This is a genomic window from Phyllobacterium lublinensis, assembly GCF_020164435.1.
Taxonomy (GTDB): domain Bacteria; phylum Pseudomonadota; class Alphaproteobacteria; order Rhizobiales; family Rhizobiaceae; genus Phyllobacterium; species Phyllobacterium lublinensis.
This window is the reverse complement of sequence record NZ_JAIUDQ010000020.1, coordinates 68,357-86,032: the sequence shown is the minus strand read 5'-3', so window position 1 is coordinate 86,032 and position 17,676 is coordinate 68,357. Positions and strand designations below refer to the sequence as shown.

The 17,676-nt window shown below is 57.5% G+C and carries 16 protein-coding genes and 1 riboswitch; of the genes, 7 read left to right on the top strand and 9 right to left on the bottom strand.

Annotated features, from left to right (window positions below; genetic code table 11):
- Positions 1 to 342: 342 nt before the first annotated feature.
- The 3 genes from ettA to bluB all read left to right on the top strand — a co-directional run bounded on the left by ettA (position 343) and on the right by bluB (position 3,713).
- Entirely contained in the window at positions 343 to 1,992 is a 1,650-nt protein-coding gene (gene ettA / locus K9U38_RS20135) for an energy-dependent translational throttle protein EttA (protein ID WP_224496137.1), read from the top strand.
- Between the two features lie 118 nt (positions 1,993 to 2,110).
- Positions 2,111 to 2,719: an MOSC domain-containing protein gene (locus K9U38_RS20130; RefSeq protein ID WP_224496136.1), complete on the top strand. Its 609-nt coding sequence runs from the start codon at positions 2,111 to 2,113 to the stop codon at positions 2,717 to 2,719.
- Positions 2,720 to 2,745: 26 nt separating this feature from the next.
- Positions 2,746 to 2,920: riboswitch (cobalamin riboswitch) on the top strand.
- 46 nt (positions 2,921 to 2,966) lie between these two features.
- Positions 2,967 to 3,713, top strand: a complete 747-nt coding sequence (bluB, locus tag K9U38_RS20125) for a 5,6-dimethylbenzimidazole synthase (RefSeq protein WP_224496135.1) — start codon at positions 2,967 to 2,969, stop codon at positions 3,711 to 3,713.
- Here bluB and K9U38_RS20120 read toward each other — a convergent pair.
- Positions 3,646 to 3,963, bottom strand: coding sequence for a DUF2293 domain-containing protein (locus tag K9U38_RS20120; RefSeq protein ID WP_106718643.1), 318 nt, complete (start codon positions 3,961 to 3,963; stop codon positions 3,646 to 3,648). The two genes, bluB and K9U38_RS20120, sit on opposite strands and share 68 nt — an antisense overlap.
- A gap of 185 nt (positions 3,964 to 4,148) precedes the next feature.
- Here K9U38_RS20120 and K9U38_RS20115 point away from each other — a divergent pair, with 185 nt between their 5' ends.
- Positions 4,149 to 5,156, top strand: coding sequence for an ArsR/SmtB family transcription factor (locus K9U38_RS20115; RefSeq protein ID WP_224496134.1), 1,008 nt, complete (start codon positions 4,149 to 4,151; stop codon positions 5,154 to 5,156).
- The gene (gene metF / locus K9U38_RS20110; protein ID WP_224496133.1) at positions 5,156 to 6,082 is read left to right on the top strand and encodes a methylenetetrahydrofolate reductase [NAD(P)H]; all 927 of its coding nucleotides are present in this window, start codon (positions 5,156 to 5,158) and stop codon (positions 6,080 to 6,082) included. Before K9U38_RS20115 ends, metF begins: the two co-directional genes overlap by 1 nt.
- 502 nt (positions 6,083 to 6,584) lie before the next feature.
- On the opposite strand, the gene K9U38_RS20105 is transcribed toward metF, so the two are convergent.
- A complete protein-coding gene (locus K9U38_RS20105) occupies positions 6,585 to 7,523 on the bottom strand; it encodes a DMT family transporter (RefSeq protein WP_224496132.1) in 939 nt (312 codons plus the stop codon).
- Between the two features lie 140 nt (positions 7,524 to 7,663).
- Between K9U38_RS20105 and K9U38_RS20100 the strand changes: the two genes are divergently transcribed.
- Positions 7,664 to 8,893: an alanine racemase gene (locus K9U38_RS20100; protein ID WP_224496142.1), complete on the top strand. Its 1,230-nt coding sequence runs from the start codon at positions 7,664 to 7,666 to the stop codon at positions 8,891 to 8,893.
- A 69-nt stretch (positions 8,894 to 8,962) separates the two neighbouring features.
- Here K9U38_RS20100 and K9U38_RS20095 read toward each other — a convergent pair whose 3' ends face one another.
- From K9U38_RS20095 to K9U38_RS20085, 3 genes are all read right to left on the bottom strand, one after another.
- Positions 8,963 to 10,177: a lytic murein transglycosylase gene (locus tag K9U38_RS20095; protein ID WP_224496131.1), complete on the bottom strand. Its 1,215-nt coding sequence runs from the start codon at positions 10,175 to 10,177 to the stop codon at positions 8,963 to 8,965.
- 115 nt (positions 10,178 to 10,292) lie between these two features.
- A complete protein-coding gene (locus K9U38_RS20090; RefSeq protein WP_224496130.1) occupies positions 10,293 to 11,111 on the bottom strand; it encodes a glycoside hydrolase family 25 protein in 819 nt (272 codons plus the stop codon).
- Between the two features lie 198 nt (positions 11,112 to 11,309).
- Positions 11,310 to 11,576 carry a DUF2277 domain-containing protein gene (locus tag K9U38_RS20085; protein ID WP_224496129.1) on the bottom strand — a complete coding sequence of 89 codons (267 nt, stop codon included), beginning with the start codon at positions 11,574 to 11,576 and terminating at the stop codon, positions 11,310 to 11,312.
- A 218-nt stretch (positions 11,577 to 11,794) separates the two neighbouring features.
- Between K9U38_RS20085 and K9U38_RS20080 the strand changes: the two genes are divergently transcribed.
- Complete coding sequence (locus tag K9U38_RS20080; protein WP_224496128.1) at positions 11,795 to 12,817, top strand: Tle-like phospholipase domain-containing protein; 1,023 nt, start codon at positions 11,795 to 11,797, stop codon at positions 12,815 to 12,817.
- 17 nt (positions 12,818 to 12,834) lie between these two features.
- Here K9U38_RS20080 and K9U38_RS20075 read toward each other — a convergent pair whose 3' ends face one another.
- The 4 genes from K9U38_RS20075 to K9U38_RS20060 form a co-directional block, all read right to left on the bottom strand.
- Entirely contained in the window at positions 12,835 to 13,491 is a 657-nt protein-coding gene (locus K9U38_RS20075; RefSeq protein ID WP_224496127.1) for a class I SAM-dependent methyltransferase, read from the bottom strand.
- 5 nt (positions 13,492 to 13,496) lie between these two features.
- Positions 13,497 to 14,750 carry a BtaA family protein gene (locus K9U38_RS20070; RefSeq protein ID WP_224496126.1) on the bottom strand — a complete coding sequence of 418 codons (1,254 nt, stop codon included), beginning with the start codon at positions 14,748 to 14,750 and terminating at the stop codon, positions 13,497 to 13,499.
- A gap of 237 nt (positions 14,751 to 14,987) precedes the next feature.
- The gene (locus K9U38_RS20065; RefSeq protein ID WP_224496125.1) at positions 14,988 to 16,028 is read right to left on the bottom strand and encodes an HlyD family secretion protein; all 1,041 of its coding nucleotides are present in this window, start codon (positions 16,026 to 16,028) and stop codon (positions 14,988 to 14,990) included.
- A gap of 3 nt (positions 16,029 to 16,031) precedes the next feature.
- Positions 16,032 to 17,636 (bottom strand): MFS transporter, encoded by a 1,605-nt coding sequence (locus tag K9U38_RS20060; RefSeq protein ID WP_224496141.1) that lies wholly within the window; start codon positions 17,634 to 17,636, stop codon positions 16,032 to 16,034.
- Between the last annotated feature and the right edge of the window lie 40 nt (positions 17,637 to 17,676).

Here is a 17,676-nt window from a genome sequence, read left to right as displayed (position 1 = left end):
GACCGGCGCGTGCTGGACGAGCACTTTAAGGGGCGTTGGCAGTGAGCTTCCCGCAAGGGCAAGCGATCCGCCGAAGCCCCCCAAGCGGAACGGGCACGATCAAAAGTCGCCGGACGGGCGGTCTTCGGATCCGCACCATCACTACCCAAAAGACGCGCTTCGACGACCGCCCGTCTTCCCAACCATTCAATGGCCAGACGCGAAAGCGGGCGTGGCAAGGAGGCGCCATAGCACGATTGGAAACCCGAAATAACCGGCCCAGCATTGCCACGCCGGTTCCTTTCGCCTACATACGGCGCAAATTATGTCCCTAAATTCCCGAACACCGGAGTGACGCGCGTTATGGCACGCCAATTCATTTATCATATGGCCGGCCTGAACAAGGCATATGGAACCAAGAAGGTTCTTGAAAACATTCACCTTTCTTTCTATCCGGATGCCAAGATCGGCATTCTTGGCCCGAACGGCGCCGGTAAGTCGACCATCCTGAAGATCATGGCCGGCATGGACAAGGAGTTCACCGGCGAGGCCTGGCTCGCCGATGGCGCAACTGTTGGCTATCTGGCGCAGGAGCCCGCTCTTGATCCTACCAAGGACGTCATGGGCAATGTCATGGACGGCGTCGCCGACAAGAAGGCCATCCTCGACCGCTACAACGAATTGATGATGAACTACTCCGACGAGACCGCTGAAGAAGGCGCCAAGTTGCAGGATCTCATCGACCACAAGAACCTTTGGGATCTGGAATCCCAGGTCGAAATGGCGATGGAGGCCTTGCGCTGCCCGCCCGGCGACGCCGAGGTGACCAATCTTTCCGGTGGTGAACGCCGTCGCGTTGCGCTCTGCCGCCTGCTGCTGTCGCAGCCCGACCTGTTGCTCCTCGACGAGCCGACCAACCACCTTGATGCCGAAACGACCGCCTGGCTGGAAAAGCACCTGCGCGAATATCCGGGTGCCGTGCTTCTCATCACACACGATCGCTACTTCCTCGACAATGTCACTGGCTGGATTCTTGAACTCGATCGCGGCCGTGGCATTCCCTATGAAGGCAATTACTCCGCTTATCTTGGTGCCAAGGCCAAGCGCATGCAGCAGGAAGGCCGTGAGGAAGACTCCCGCCAGAAGGCGCTGGAGCGCGAACGCGAATGGATATCGTCAAGCCCCAAGGCGCGACAGGCCAAGTCCAAGGCACGTATCAAGGCCTATGATGCGCTGGTCGATGCGGCCAACGAACAGCGTCCAGGCGATGCGCAGATCATCATTCCGGCCGGAGAACGGCTTGGTCAGGTTGTGATCGAGGCGGAAAACCTCACCAAATCATTTGGTGACAGGGTTCTCATCGAAAACCTCACCTTCAAGCTTCCCCCCGGCGGCATCGTTGGCATCATCGGCCCGAACGGCGCCGGCAAGACCACGCTGTTCAAGATGATCACGGGCCAGGAGAAGCCCGACTCCGGTTCGATCCGGGTCGGCGATACCGTGCATCTCGGCTATGTCGACCAGAGCCGCGATCACTTGAAGGGTGACAAGAACGTCTGGGAGGAAATCTCCGGCGGCAATGACATCATCAAGCTCGGCAAGCATGAGATGAATTCGCGTGCCTATGTCTCGGCGTTCAACTTCAAGGGCAGTGACCAGCAGCAGAAGGTCGGCAACCTCTCCGGCGGTCAGCGCAACCGGGTGCACCTGGCTAAAATGTTGCAGTCCGGCGGCAATGTTCTCCTGCTCGACGAACCGACCAACGATCTCGACACCGAAACTTTGGGCGCGCTCGAAGATGCGCTGGAAAAGTACGCGGGCTGCGCCGTCATTATCAGCCACGATCGCATGTTCCTCGACCGGCTGGCGACGCACATCCTGGCATTCGAAGGCGACAGCCATGTGGAATGGTTCGAAGGCAACTTCGAAGATTACGAGAACGACAAGATTCGCCGTCTCGGACCGGACAGCGTCAATCCAAAGCGGCCGACATATAAGCCGCTGACGCGCTGATGTTTGGGGGAGGGTGACAAACACCCTCCCATCACCAATTTTGAAAGAGCCATCACTCATATTCGCTGGTTTTCGCGTTCGGTTTTCTTAAAGTACGGCGATATTCATGGAGCGCCCAATGACCGACCTCTTCGCAGCCCCGACCGAGATCATTCCGGCACGCAAGATCACCGGCAGCGTAGGCGGCCTGTTCGAGGCACGCGGTGGGGACTTCATTACGGCAGTGGCAAGTGCGCTCCAACTGACATTTGAAGGGATTGTCGGCGATCATCACGCTGGCCAGACGCGCATGTCGGGTGGCCGCGAGCCATGGTATCCGCGCGGCACCGAAATGCGCAATGAACGTCAACTCTCCATCCTCGCATCGGACGAACTCAACGAAATTGCAGCTGGCATGGGTTTGCCGGAACTCAAGGCGGAATGGATCGGCGGCAATATGGTCGTCGATGGGGTGCCATCGCTTTCGATGCTGCCACCGCGTACGCTGATGTTCTTTGAAGGCGGGGTGACCTTGCGTGTCGATGGACAGAACGCTCCCTGCAAGGTGTCGGGCCGCTCGGTTGCCGAGCACGCCGGCACGGCCGACCATACGGTGACCGCCCTCGATTTTGTCCGGGTGTCGCGACGATTGCGCGGTATCGTGGCCTGGGTTGAGAAGCCGGGCACCATCCGCACCGGGGAGAAGGTCGATGTGCGCGTCCCGGAACAATGGATTTATCGGTCTTGAGGCTTGCGCCAGGAAATTTTCTGTGGCGAATGAATTGAAGGTCCGGTGCCCGCGTCGCGGGAGAATCGGGAAGCCGGTGTGAATCCGGCACGTGCCCAACGCTGTGAAGGGGATGGGCCGCGCACATGCCACGGAGATATCCGGAAGGCGCGCGGTTCAGGTGACCTCAGTCAGAAGACCGGCCGGACCTCATAGCCTTGCCCGCGCGGACGGCGGGAGGGGATTCAAGCGTTGTTGGGAGCTAGCAATGCACGATGTTTCGCAAGGTCCTGTTGCTGCAGCCGCCCTTTCAGTTGACGAGCGCGCGGCCGTTTACAAAGCCATCTACACCCGGCGCGATGTTCGCGACCAGTTCCTGCCTCGACCGGTCGAGGACGAGGTCCTCATGCGACTGCTCGATGCGGCGCATCATGCGCCGTCGGTCGGCTTCATGCAGCCGTGGAATTTTATCGTCATCCGCGATGACGCCCGCAAGGCACAGGTTCATCGCGCCTTCACGCGTGCCAATGATGAAGCCAAAGCGCTTTTCGGCGATCGGCAGGCGCTCTATGCATCGCTGAAACTGGAGGGTATCCGGAAGGCCCCTGTCAATCTTTGCATCACCTGTGATCGCACGCGTGGCGGCAAGGTGGTGTTGGGACGAACCCACAACCGTCAGATGGACGTCTACAGTACCGTGTGCGCTGTTCAGAACCTCTGGCTTGCAGCGCGGGCGGAAGGTATTGGCGTCGGCTGGGTGAGCATTTACCACGACCATGACTTGCGACAGATCCTGAGCATTCCGGACCATGTCGAAATCGTCGCCTATCTGTGCATTGGTTATGTCGACGAACTCTACGATGCTCCAGAGCTTGCAATACGCGGTTGGCGCGAGAGGCTGGCCTTGGACAGTCTGGTCTTCAACGAAGAATGGCGCAGCGACGCCGTCAGCTCGGATCCTCCTCATCCGGATCAAGCAGTCGGGTCGCGCGCCACTCGGTCAACTTGCGATTGATTGCATCAAGCACGAAAAAACGCGCCGATTCCTTGTCGTAGCCCTCATCGCGCAAGGCATCATAGTCGGTATGCTGATGCCGGACATGGGCGACCGCGGCGAGCCAGACAGCGATTGGCGGCGGCAGGCTCCGCATGTGAGGCGCACCCGCTGCCGCGCGTATGGGCTCTGAATCGGAATAGGGAACCGCTGGCAGCAGCAGCGTCAACGCCTTGTTGATGGCGCGCTGGCGGTTTGTCCCTGTGCTCATCTGATTCTCTCGACTGCGATTCTCAAGTTGTTTTACCGCAGTTCCGGATGGAAAGCCGCTCCCCGCTTTTGCTGGAACTCCACTATTTCAGACGCGGCAAAAATTGTCGTCAATGGCAAAAACAAAACTTGCCAAAACACCGTTTCTCACATAAACATATCTTTATGTCTTTTGAAGGTGATGTGATGGACAAGCGTGATCTCAATCTTGATCTGATGGTCGATACGCTCAAGGCTGCGGCCGAACCCAGTCGGCTGCGCATCCTCGCGCTGTTGTCCCGCGGCGATCTGACAGTTTCCGACCTTACATCAATCCTTGGTCAGTCACAGCCGCGCGTCTCCCGCCACCTCAAGCTGCTGTTTGAAGCAAGCCTGATCAACCGGTATCAGGAGGGATCGTGGGCCTATTTCCGCCTGGCCGATTCCCTCATCGTCGGCGATATCGCGCGGTCCCTGCTGGAGCGTCTCGACAGTTCCGATCCGCTACTCGAGCGCGATCTCGAACGCCTCTCATCGGTAAAATTGCAGCGCCGCGAACGCGCCGCCGCCTATTTCAGCGCCAATGCCAGCAGCTGGGATGCCATCCGCTCGCTGCATGTGCCGGACGGTGCCGTTGAAGATGCTCTTCTGAAAATTGTCGGACACAAGCCATTCCAGGCTATGCTTGATGTCGGTACGGGTACAGGCCGCCTGCTGGAGCTCTTCTCTCCGCTTTACGTGCGCGGCGTTGGCATCGACATCAATCGCGACATGCTGACGATTGCCCGGTCGAACCTCGACAGGGACGGCATCACCAATGCCCAGGTTCGCCATGGCGACGTGTACTCCCTGCCGGTGGATCGCGAGGCCTTCGATCTGGTGACCATTCATCAGGTACTGCATTTCCTCGATAATCCCGCAGACGCCATTCGTGAGGCGGCACGTGCAATGCGCGCCGGTGGGCGCATGTTGATCGTTGACTTCGCACCACACGAACTGGAATTCTTGCGTGACAACCATGCACATGTGCGTCTGGGCTTTACCGACGAGCAGATGCGCGAATGGCTCACGGAAGCAGGTCTGATGCTTGAAGACAGCATTCAGCTCGAGCCGAAAGGCAAGGATAAACTGACCGTCAAATTGTGGCTGGCACGCGACCCACGCCTGCTGATCGCCGATCCGACTTTAACCTCCCGCATCACGGAGAGTGTATGATGAGTTTTTTCCGCCAGTCCCGCCGTCCCGATCTGGGCGCCAATATTCGAGTTTCATTCGAGTTCTTTCCACCCAAGACCGAGGTCATGGAGGAGCGTCTTTGGGAGACGGTGACTCGTCTTGCACCCCTCCATCCTGAATTTGTGTCGGTAACCTATGGAGCAGGCGGATCGACCCGTGAGCGCACCGCCCGCACGATCAAACGTATCCTCAACGAAACGGACGTCAATGCGGCGGCACATCTGACCTGCGTGGATGCGACGAAAGAAGAAGTCGATACGGTCGTACGGGAATTTGCGGCGATGGGCGTCAAGCGCTTTGTGGCGCTGCGTGGCGATCCCGCCAGCGGTGTCGGTGCCCATTACAAGCCCACTCCAGGTGGCTATGAGAATGGTGCGGACCTGGTCGCAGGGTTGAAGGCATTCGCTGACTTCGACATTTCCGTCTCGGCCTATCCGGAGAAGCATCCGGAAAGCCCGGACTTCGCCACCGACATCGACATGCTGAAGCGTAAGGTCGACAATGGTGCCACAAGGGCGATCACGCAGTTTTTCTTCGAAAACGACCTTTACGAGCGCTATGTCGAGAAGGTTCGCCGTGCAGGTATCTATATTCCGATCCTGCCGGGCATTCTGCCGATCCACAATTTCAATCAGGTTACCAATTTCTGCTCCAAGGCAGGAACGCACATCCCGAATTGGCTTACTGAGCGATTTGATGGATTGGACAATGATCCGCAGACCCACGCGCTGGTTGCAGCGGCAGTCGCTGCCGAGCAGGTGCTGGATCTGGTCGAACGCGGGATCCAGGATTTTCACTTTTATACGATGAACCGGGCCGATCTTGCATTCGCGATCTGTCACCTGATAGGCGTTCGCCCCGGCGGCAATGCGTTAGAGCCCAACTTCGCCGGCGCTGCCGCCTGACAGGCTACCATAGAATGGGAAACGGCCCGGTTGCTTTAACCGGACCGTTCCATCTTTGTTTCATTCTGATAACGGTCTGAGACCATCTCCGTAGCGTTCATAATTTATGTCAGGGGATAAGTCCTACGACCATTGCACCAATAAATGCGAACGCTGCACAGATCATAAGGACATTCATCGATCGAGTTAGTCCCATCGTTTGTCTCCTGCAGTTAACCGATTTAGCATAGCGCAAAATTGCCACAGAAAAAGCCTAATTATTACCGATCCGTGACAATGGGAGTAGAAATTTTTTGCTTTGGAACCATAAGTTTTTGAAATGAAACGGATTTATTGTAGCAAAAAAATTCTAAAATCACGATAAAATGTTCAGGAAGCAGGTAAATTTTTGCACTGCACAAAAGTAGCCCATCCAGAATAGCTAGATTTAGGTTCGCCACAATTCTGCCGGAATTGAGCTTGCCTGATCTAGAATTGTGGCTAAGGCTTTTTATTGAAAACTTTATGCTTTTTGCCGTTGCAACCAGGCATTTGCAAGTCTCCCGTCAATGATTATCAGGCCGAAGGCGATCAGTGCCATGCCCATAAAGTCATGCGCCGCAAGGCGTTCGCCGAGAAAAATTGTTCCAAGAAGTATGGCGCTTACCGGGACGATCAAAGTGACGAGCGACGCGTTGGTTGCACCGGCCGTGCGGACGATCGAGAAATAGAGGATATAGGCGAAGGCGGTCGACAGGAGACCGAGGCCGAGGATGGCCAGCCAGACACTCGTATCGATGCTCGTGACGGCTGGAACACCGTCATAGGCAAGCACCACCGGAATCATGATGAGCGTGGACGCGGTCATCTGACCGGTCGACGTCACGGTAGGGGGGACTCCCTTGAAGCGCTTTGCCAGAATGCCGGCAAAGGCGTAGGACAGTGTTGCCGCCAGCACAGCCAATTCAGCCCAGAGCGGGCCGCCCAGCCCGGTGAGGACACCCGGGCCGATCATGACGACCAGCCCCGAAATTCCGAGGAGAATGCCGCCGACCTTGTTGAAGGTAACCCTTTCGTCGACCGTGAATATCGCGGCGACCACAACGGTCCAGATTGGTGTTGTAGCATTCAGGATTGACTCGACACCCGCGCCAAGAACTGTCTGGCCGATGAAAAGCAGGGAAAAAGGGATGACATTCATCAGCAGCCCAAGGCCGGCGAATTCCATCGCATGGTCTTGATAGTCCCAGAACCGGATGCCGCGGCCAAGCAGATAAATATGCAGCGCCAGCGCTGCGATCGCGACTCGAAAAAGAACCAGGGTCAGCGGGGGAACAACCTGTACGGCGACACGCGCAAAGAAGAACGACCCACCCCAGATTGCACCGAGGAGGAACAATTGCGCCCACGCAAAGCCGGTCATGGTGAGTGGGTTTGGCGATGTCGTTTGCGCTGTGGACACGTAATTTCCTTTCGAAGAGTGCTGTCGATGAAAATTCTATCGGCGCAATGGTATAAAACCACCCGAATCCGGCTGCAAGAAACGGACTTTCGTCTGTCACCTGTCCTTGATAAGAGTTTTGCATGACGCAGAACAAAACAATGCAACGATTCGCCTCCGCCCGCGAAGCAGCGCTTACCCTGCGACCGGATCAACCCGTTTACTGCTTTCGGCCACACGTGTTGGTTGAAGATGCGCATCAGTTCATGAAGATGTTTCCGGGCGAGACAGCCTATGCCGTGAAGACAAACGGTGAAGATCTCGTGCTTGAGACGCTGGCGCGAAATGGCATCAATACGTTCGACGTGGCATCCCCCGGAGAGTTTGCTGCGGTACGCAAGGTCGCGCCCGATGCGCACATGCTCTACATGCATCCGATCAAGGCCCAGTCGGACATTCGCCTGGCACTCGAAAGCTATGGCATCCGGGTCCTGGCCGTTGATCACGAGGACGAAATTGCCAAGGTGACGCGCATCGTGCGGGCCCTGGATATCGATCCGGGCAGCATCACCCTTTATGTGCGCCTGCAGACGAAAGGTCATGCGGCCTACGAATTGTCCAAGAAGTTCGGCGCGGCGCCGGCGCATGCCGTCGAGCTTCTGCAACGTGCCCACAGGATCGGCTACATGGTCGGCCTGTGCTTCCATGTCGGCAGTCAGATCGAGGATCCCGACACCTATGAACGTGCCTTGAGTTCGGCGGACTGGGTGCGCAACCGGGCAGGGGTGCCGCTTGCCGGCCTTGACGTGGGTGGCGGATTCCCGGCGGAATACGGCCATGACCCCAAACGCAAACACGTCGAGATGCCTTCGCTTGGTCAGCTCATGTCGCGGCTGCGCGGTGATATCAAGGAATACGGTTTCGAAGATCTTCCTCTTGTTGCGGAGCCCGGCCGGGTGATCGTCGCGCGTGCTTTTTCACTCATCGTCCGCGTCTTGCTGCGCAAGGGCAGGCGGCTTTATATCAACGATGGCATATGGGCTTCGCTTTCGGACTCTTGGACCGGCAAGATCACCTTGCCCGCCCGCTTCATTCCCGATCCAGCAAAAAAGCACCGCAACGGCAATCCGAAGGAAATAGTCCCGTTCAAGGTTTGCGGGGCAACCTGCGACTCTGTCGATATTCTGTCGCGCCCGTTCTGGTTACCCGAAACCATCGATACGGGCGATTGGATCGAAATCGGCCATATCGGCGCCTATTCGCTGTCGCTGCGGACTCGATTCAACGGTTTCTATCCGGATACGTTCGTTGAGATTGACACGCCATTTGATGCTGGCGAACGGCCAGAAGGTTTCGCAACCCTTGAAACAATGGCGCCCGCCGAGCTTTAGAGCCACCTTTCGCGTGGACTGTGTCGCCATCCGTGAATCAGAACTGCTTCCAACTCAGCCTGAAAGGCTTTAGAGCTTGCCCAGAAGCTCCGGTGTCGGCCAGGAATCGGCCGGCAGGCCCAGGCGCATCTGTTCCTCGCGCACCGCATCCCGGGTGAGGATACCGAACACGCCATCGATCTTTGGCCCCATGTCGTGGCCGCGTGCCGCAAGCTTGTTCTGCAGTTCCTTCATCTGGTCCGGATTGAGGCCGGGCTCTGGATTTGTCGGCTCCAGGGGACCAGCGCCAGCCAGGCGCGTGGCGAAATAGGCAGCAGTCGTCGCATAGATGATCGACTTGTTCCATTCGACGAACACATCGAAATTCGCATAGGACAGGAAAGCTGGTCCCTTGCGGCCCATGGGAAGAAGCAGTGACGCATTGCCGTCATCTGGACCGAGCGGTCCCTTCATGCCCGTTACACCCCACTCTGCCCACTTCGAGTGGGGCAGGCGATTGGTGCGAATAGCATTTTCCCAAGGCAGTTCGCGCGTCAGCTTGACTTCTTCGAGCCAAGGCTCGCCCTTGCGCCAGCCAAGATCGCGCATCACGCGCGCGGCGGTCATGATGGCATCGGGAGCGCTGTGCTTCAGGTCGACCTTTTCGTCGCCGTCACCATCGACGCCACGCTCAAGATAGTCGGTTGGCAGCATCTGCATCTGGCCAATTTCACCGGCCCAGGCGCCGGTTGTCTTGGCATCCACGACGCCATTGTCGAAAAGCTTCAGGAGGGCAATCAGCTGGGGGCGGAAGAGCTCGGGCCGCCGGCAATCGAACGACAGTGTCAATAGGGCGTTGAGCGTGTCGAAATCACCCTGGACAGCCCCGAAATCCGTTTCCAGGCCCCAGAAGGCGGCGATTACCGGTCCTGGCACGCCGAATTCCGCCTCGGCCCTTGCAAACACATCTGCATATTTTTTCAGATTGGCCGCACCCTGCTTCAACCGATAATCGGAAACCATCCGCGAGGAAAAGGTCAGGAAAGTCTGACTGAACACACCCTGGGCGCGATCGCGTTCCAGGACCTTGTCGTCCATCGACGCCTTGAACAGTTCGCTGATTCCCCTGTCGGTAACGCCTGACGCCTTTGCTTCGTTGATGAGGCCGTTGAACCATGGTTCCAATTCACCGCCACAGGCCGGCTTGGCGATTGCCGACTGGGGCGATGCTACCTGGTCAAGGGCATTGGCAGCGCTCGACAAAACCAGAAGGCTGGCAGCTAGGGCAATCGATAGTTTGTTCATCAAGAGATCTCATTGGCAACAGGCGCAGACTTGCTGCGCGGACACGTGCTGCTAATGCACGATTATACCGACGGCGTGAAGACAAAGAATTGCGAGGAAGGACCAAGAAGAAGCTTTATCGAGCCTTGTTGCGCACCAGCCACTGTTTCCAGGCGCTTTCACTGCCCGCAAAAACATTGATATCCGCGTCACCGCGAATTCCGGGAATGGATCCGGTTCCGGTATATTGCCAGAAGGTCCAGGGATGCGGTCCGTATTTCTCATCCGGATGGCCCGCCGTGGAGCGCAGCCAGAATGGATAACCGACAAACTGTCTCAGATCATTGTCGTCGAAGAAATCGACCGTCGTATAAATGATGGGACGTTTGCCATAGTGGCGTTCGACGATGTCGAGGAACGTGCGCATCTCGCTGCGGACAATCGCGGCATTGGGCCTGAGCTTGCATGTGGGCGACGCCGCATTCCATTCCATGTCGAGCACAGGAGGCAGTGCATCCGGATCCTTGGGTACGTTGCGAATGAACCAGCGTGCCTGATCCTTGGCAGTCCGGCAGAAATAGTAGAAATGATAGGCACCGCGAGGGATGCCCGCAGAACGAGCCCCGGCCCAGTTCGCGTCAAGGCGGTCATCAACCCGATCACCGCCTTCCGTCGCCTTGATGAAGACAAAGGAGATGCGGCTTTCGCGGACAGTCTGCCAATCAATCCTGGACTGGTATTTGGAAATGTCGGTTCCGTGGACCGGATAGGCCCAGGGTGTCTTGCCATTCCACTCATGCGGATCGCGATCACCAAAGCGCGGTGCGCTTACCCTGCCGGACGGCGAGGCGATTTGCTGGACGGCGGTGGGGCGCTTTGCTTCCGAGAAATCGTAGTCAACTGTCGTGCAGCCGGTCACAAGAAGGGTCAGCAGGCCTGCTGCAAGTCTTTTCATCAATGTCGGTCCGTATTCGAATCGTGGCGGGAGCGTCTAGTATGACACCAGTGATGTGTCATTATGCTTAACAAAAAGTACTTCAATGTGCATCGACTTCGATTTTGCCGCTGCTTTTATTGGAAGGGCGTCGGATCGCGACCCGCGCATCGGGGGCAGCTGAGGCCGATCCCCGATGTCCTGCAGGCAACGAAGGTATCACGCAAATCGTGCCCGCGAACGTTCGCGCGCCTTGTCGGCCTCGATGGCCCGGTCGCGTGCCGGTGCCTGGGTATGGAGCGAGAAGAGCAGGCGTCGGGCCGCATTTGAAACCTCCTCGACCGCGAGGTTGAATGCTTCGGTATTGGCCTGCGACGGCTTGTTGAAGCCGCTGAGTTTACGCACAAACTGCAGTGAAGAGGCATGGATTTCATCTTCGGTAGCGGGGGGATCAAAGTTGAATAGCGTCTTGATGTTGCGGCACATGACAATCTTCCCTGTTAACGACAGCAGGTACCCAGGAGATCGTGATCCTCGGGGACGGTGTAGCCGGTTTGTCGGCACGATCGGCGCACCGACTGGCCGGCAAACTATACAAGCTTTGATTTCGCGGACAAGTTGGCCAAACTCAGCGTCAATTTATAGGCTGCGCGTGGCCGGGAGCCATGTTACTCGTTGAAACCTGGTTGGGGCGGGGAAACAAAATGATCAGAAGACTTGGTCTGCTGGCTCTATTCATAGGACTGGTTGCAGCTGCCAACGCATTCTTTGCCACATGGGTGACGATCAACCGGGACGATCTTGGTATTTCAGCCAGTCAGTCCGGCGGTTGCATACGGCCCATGATCCCGAGTTTCTGGCGCAATTATCGGGACTTTCCCGATTACGACAATGAGCTGATTTCCGATTATTTCGGCGTTTACGCGGCCTATGCTTCAAACGTCTACCGCCCCGTACCCCGCGAGCGCTTCAAGCTGGACCCCGAATATTTCGGCTGGGTTCAGCAAGGCGAACCCATCGTGAGGCCGGGCGGCCTGTATGCCGAGCTTTACTACCGTCATAGTCCCGACCGCCTGTCGGTGATGCTGGTTTTCCGCGGCAAGGACAGTGCCTCCAATCTGACCGACATCATCAGTGAGAACACCTATTTCACGCAGATGATCAACCCTTGGGACCAGTATCGTACGGCGCGCAAGGAGTTTGCAAAAATCAGGAAGGCGGCCCAGTCCAATCCGGAAGGGTTGCCGGTGGAGTACTTCGCGGTTGGTCATGGTCTCGGCGGAGGGCTTGCCCGCCACATGGCGGCGGCGTTTCCCTGTACGGCCGCCATCACGTTCAACTCGACATTTGTTTCGAACAATCGGCGTCTGGCGGAGCCGTATGACGGACAAGTCGTGGATCTGTTTGCGGACAACAGTCTGGCCTCAAGATTGGCGATTCTGTCCAATCCCCGCGCCTTCTTCCGTATATCACGCACCCATCAATGGTATCGCGTGCGCAATGCCGGCAATTTTGCAGGCCAGGAGGGCATGTTCCAGGCGGCTGTCGCCATGGCTCGCATTCCTGTCATGTGCCTGCTTCGAGCGGATTGCGAATTGAACAGGCCCACGAGCGGCGATGCATCCGAGCCCAACCCGCAGAGCACCCGCTCCGCCGCAGACATGTCGACGCTCTATTGCCTCGCCGGACCGAACACCGAAGGATCCAAAGCCGATCTTTGCAAATAGCGGTCTGAGCAGTTTACTCAGGACTTGCGACGAATGACCGATATCCAGGCAAACCCGCGGTGCAGCCGTTGGGCCGCCGCCTCGTTGTTTGTCTCCGCCGCTATGCTCTCGGCTACATCGAACAGATCGTTGCGCGGGGCGACATGATACCATTCGAGCCATTTGTAGAGCGCGACCTTTGTGAAACCCGGAAGTTCGCTCAGGTCGCCGAAGTCGACAATGTGCAGCGCCCCGCCCGGCGTGAGATGGCTCACTGCCTCACGCACGACAGCTTGCCACTGCGGAATCATCGATACAGCATATGAGATGAAGATCCGGTCAAACTGTCGCCGCCCAAACAGTGCTACAGGGTTGAAATCGGCAGCATCGGCATAGGCCAGGTGCGCCCGGTCGCCAAGTCCGGCAGCAGCAACCTTCTTGCGCGCCGTTGCAAGCATTTCATTCGATATATCAATCCCATACAGCGATGTCTTGGGGTACGCTCTGCCGGCGAGCACAAGGTTGCGTCCGGTACCGCAGCCGATCTCAAGAATGCTGCCACGTTCAGGAGGGTTGAGCCCGGCGATCATCGGATCACGGCCGAGCAGATAATATTTGCGCGTCGCATCGTAGAAATGCCGTTGATACCGATAGATCCGATCCATCAGCGGCCCGTGTTCAATCTTGGCAAACATCGAAGTCAGTCCTTGAACGTATAAAGATGGAAACCGCCATAGATCGACGAGCGATCGCGATGGTGAAGCGCGAGGGACTCTTCCTGCTGATACGTCCACCGGTCGAGCAGCGTGTCTTCTATGCGGCCCGGAAGTATGGTCGACTCTGCTGCTGTCCGGAAAACGACTCGAGCCTCCGGCGCTGCGGTTCGGCTGATTTCACGCCAAAGGTCGTTGAGTTGGGCATCAGTCATCCAGTCTTGCGCGTCTAGCAGGATGAACCTGTCGACGGAAGCTGTCGGTTTGGCCGCAAGGAATTCGGTCAGGGAGGCATTGACGACACTCATCCGGCCCGCCCGTTCGCGAACGGTCGCAAAATTATTGCGGGAGAGATAGGGTGGAAGCGGTCCGGTTTCCGCATCGTGACTGTAGCCACGTCCGAATGCCTGCCAGGCAAAATAGTTCTCCGACAGTGGAAAACCACAGGCGAGCTTTTCAAGCCGTCCACGCAAGACTTGCGCCATATTGCCGTTTCCCGCCGTTGCAAGCGCATCATATTGCTGCGGCGGAATACCGAGCCCGAACAGGGAAGATTTGCGCTTTGTTGCCCAGCGGATCATGCGCTTGTCGAAGAGCGGGGCGAGGGCGGTGTCGAAATAGGCCCGCTGTTCTTCCATGGTGGATGCTTTCAGGAGGTCACGGGGATCGATGCCATACAGTCTGGCGACGCGATGCCCGAGGCCGATGAACACGCCGAGAAGACCGTGACGATAGAGATCGCGCGAGAAGATCGTGATGCGGCGGCGGCCCGAAAGCATGCGCTTTTCCCAATAGGCGCGGCTGGTCGGGTCCAGATGCTGCTGGATGAAGCGCTCATAGGCGGCAAGGTTCGAGTTGCTGTCGGCCGTGCCGTAGAAACGGTAGAAGGCGTCATAGTTGGGGAGCCTGGCGACAGCTGTCAGTTTCAGCCGGTTGAAGGCAACATGTGCCGTGTTGAGATCGACGGCCTCGACGCTTGCAGGATCGGCCGTCAGGTATGACATGGCGTTACAGCCGCCGGATGCGATGGTGACGATACGGTGACCGGCGCGGATCTGCAGCGCTTCCATGTCCACCTCCGGATCCTCCCAGATTTGTGGGTAGACAAGGCCCTTGAAAACGTGGGCAAAGAGCCGTTCGGACAGTCCGGCGCGCGACAAAAGTCTGTTCTGCCGAACCGCCTTGTTGAGTTTCTCATTGCGGGGATGAGAGGTGCTTTTGGATTGTCGAGCAAATGGCATCTAATCGAATCCCCTTTGTTGGAAATTCCTGCCCGCCTAACATTCCGATGTAACAAACCGGTGACGATCACTCCAACAACCGAATTGCCACATTGATTCAACTTATGTCCGTAACGCCTTGGTGATGTTCAGTCGAACCATATGACAGCCTGGCGGTACGGATATAACCGGACGCGTCTAACTCCTTGTTCTACCGCCTCTGTTCGGCCTTGGTTGGAAAATGCACTCCAATCGGCGTCATGCGCCGTTTGCCTGCGTTTGAACGACCACGGACATGCCGGGTGAAAGTTGCTTGGCCAGTTCCTGATCGGGATCGACCGCTATGCGCACGGAGATGCGCTGGGCAACCTTGGTGAAATTGCCGGTGGCATTATCGGGCCGCAAGATGCTGAACTCTGATCCGGCAGCCGGCGAAAACCGTTCGACATGTCCTGTCAACTGCTGGCGGTTGAGGGCATCGACAGTGAAACTGACCGGCTGACCAAGGCTGATGTTGTTGAGCTGCGTCTCCTTGAAGTTGGCAATGATCCAAACGTCCGGCGGGACGATCGACATCAACTGCGTGCCGGCGCTGACATATTGTCCAAGCTTCACCCCGACTTCGCCCAAGGTGCCTTCGCGTGGTGCAACGATCCGCGTGTTTGCCAGATCAATCTGCGCAAGGTGGACGGCCGCCTGCGCCCCGGCGACAGCAGCCTCCAGCGATCCTCGGCCCACCTTGATCGTTTCGAGGTCCTGCCGCGATACCTCGATGGCCGCTTGTGCCTGCGTTACCGAAGACTGCGCCTGCTCCAGTGTCATCTGGCTCTGCTCTGCATCACTCTTCGTCATTATGCCCTGACGCGCCAGGGGCTCGATCCTGGCCCAATTGGCCTGTGCACGCTTGAGACCGGCAGTTGCGCTGTCGAGTTGGGCCTGGCTTGAGCCGATGCGCGCTTCGGCAGCCAGTTGCTGCTGGGTAGAATTGGCAAGGGCGGCCTGTTCACTCGCCAGGGTTGCCCGCGCCTGATCCAGCTTCTGGGCGAAAATCCGGTCATCTATGCGCGCCAGCAACTGGCCCTTGCTGACATGATCATAATCCTGCACCGGCACTTCAACGATATAGCCGCTCAATTGCGGGCTGATGAGAGTCACATAACCTTTGACATAGGCGTTTTCGGTGGACTCGATGTTGCTGTGGAATGGCGGCAGGCGCCAGGCGTAAAGCACCAGAACGAGGCCGGCTATACCGACGGCGATGGCAATCATGGTTGCAGTGGGACGAAGATATCGGGACATGGTTCAACTCGTTGGGGCAGCGGCTGGCGTTGGGCGAGGGCGGTACAGACCACCCATCGCGACGTGGGTGAGAAGTGCGACAAGCGCACACAGGGACATGACGGCGATCAGCAGGAAGGCGTCGTTGTACGCGAGAATATTTGCCTCGCGGGTGACCTGCTGAGAAAGGAAGGCGGTGCCTTCCGCACTGAGCAAGGTCTTGTCAGCAATCACACGGCCATAGGCATTGGCGAGTTGTGCGGCTCGCTGGGCAACGAGAGGATCGGACATGGCGATGTGCTCAGCAATGATATTGGAATGGAATTTTTCGCGGATCGTGATGAACGTGCCAAAGGCCGCCTGACCGAGAAGGCCGCCGAGACTCTGGGTCGACAGGAAAACCATAATGAAGCTGAGTATGTAGTTGGGACCGCGCTTCAGCGCCGACATGAGACCAACAGACATGGCTGGCGGCAGGAAAAGTGCTGTCGCCGCAGCAATGAAGGCCTGGCTCACATACATGTTTATCGGACGCGTGAGGTTGGTCGATTGGCTGTCCATGTAGGAGCCGACGATGAGGAAGATCAAAGCGGCGGCATGAATGGCAGGGACGCGCTCCGGTTTCATGACTGCGGCGCAGCAGAAGCAAGCAGCGACCATGGCCAGCATGCTGATTATGTAGAGCAACGATATCTGATCGTTCTGGAGGCCGACGCTCTGGAAGAAATTATTGGCAACAGCAGACTGCTCGGAAACAGCCAGCCGGAACAACAGGATCGTTCCCGCAAAATGCACGATCTCCCTGCTGGCGAGCCATCGTATGTCGAGGAGCGGTTTCTCGCGGTTTAGCTCGATCACAACAGCCGTCGTAACCGTGACGATAGCGATGGCCAGCAGAATGCCGAGCCAGGGCGCTTCACGCCACCAGTAAAGGCGCCCGGTTACAAGGACGACAGCCGTGCAACCGAAGCCGACGGCGATGAGCAGATAGCTGACAATATCGAGCTTTTCGATCACCTTGGCTCGTGGCACGGGCGTGAGCGGAAGGACGTAGATCACGCCGAGTGCAATGAGCGCCAATGCTATTTCGAACATGTAAAGGCCTTGCCATTGACCGATATCCAGCAGCGTCGGGGACAGCAGACGCGCAAGTGGAGATGCGAGCGATATGTTGGTGAGGACGAGGCAGATGCCGATCGTCATCTTTCGTGCGGGGGAAAATGCTTCAAGCATATAGAGGAAGGCCAAGCTCGACAGTGGCGCCGCCGCAATACCGCTGACGAAGCGGATCATGATGGCTGAATGCAGGTCGGTGACGAACAGATGCAGCAACGAGACGAGCACAAATAGGGCGATACTCAGTTCCGCGAAATTCCGGAGCCCGTACTGGTTTCGGATCTTGATCAATGCAATGGAAAGACTGACGTTCGGCGCCATGTAAGCGGCCACCAGCCATGTCGCCTCAATGTTTGTTGCACCGAGATAGCCCTGGATCTGGGGGATATTCGTTGCGATCAGGTTCATCCCGAGCCCCTGCGTCATCGACAGCAGTGTCGACGCCGCGACATAGGCAATGGGATGCCGAGAACGATGAGTACCCGTAGCGGTCGCCTGTTCTGCAGACCGCATGGGCTCGCGTCTCGCGGGCGTGTACCCGACAAATTCTGCT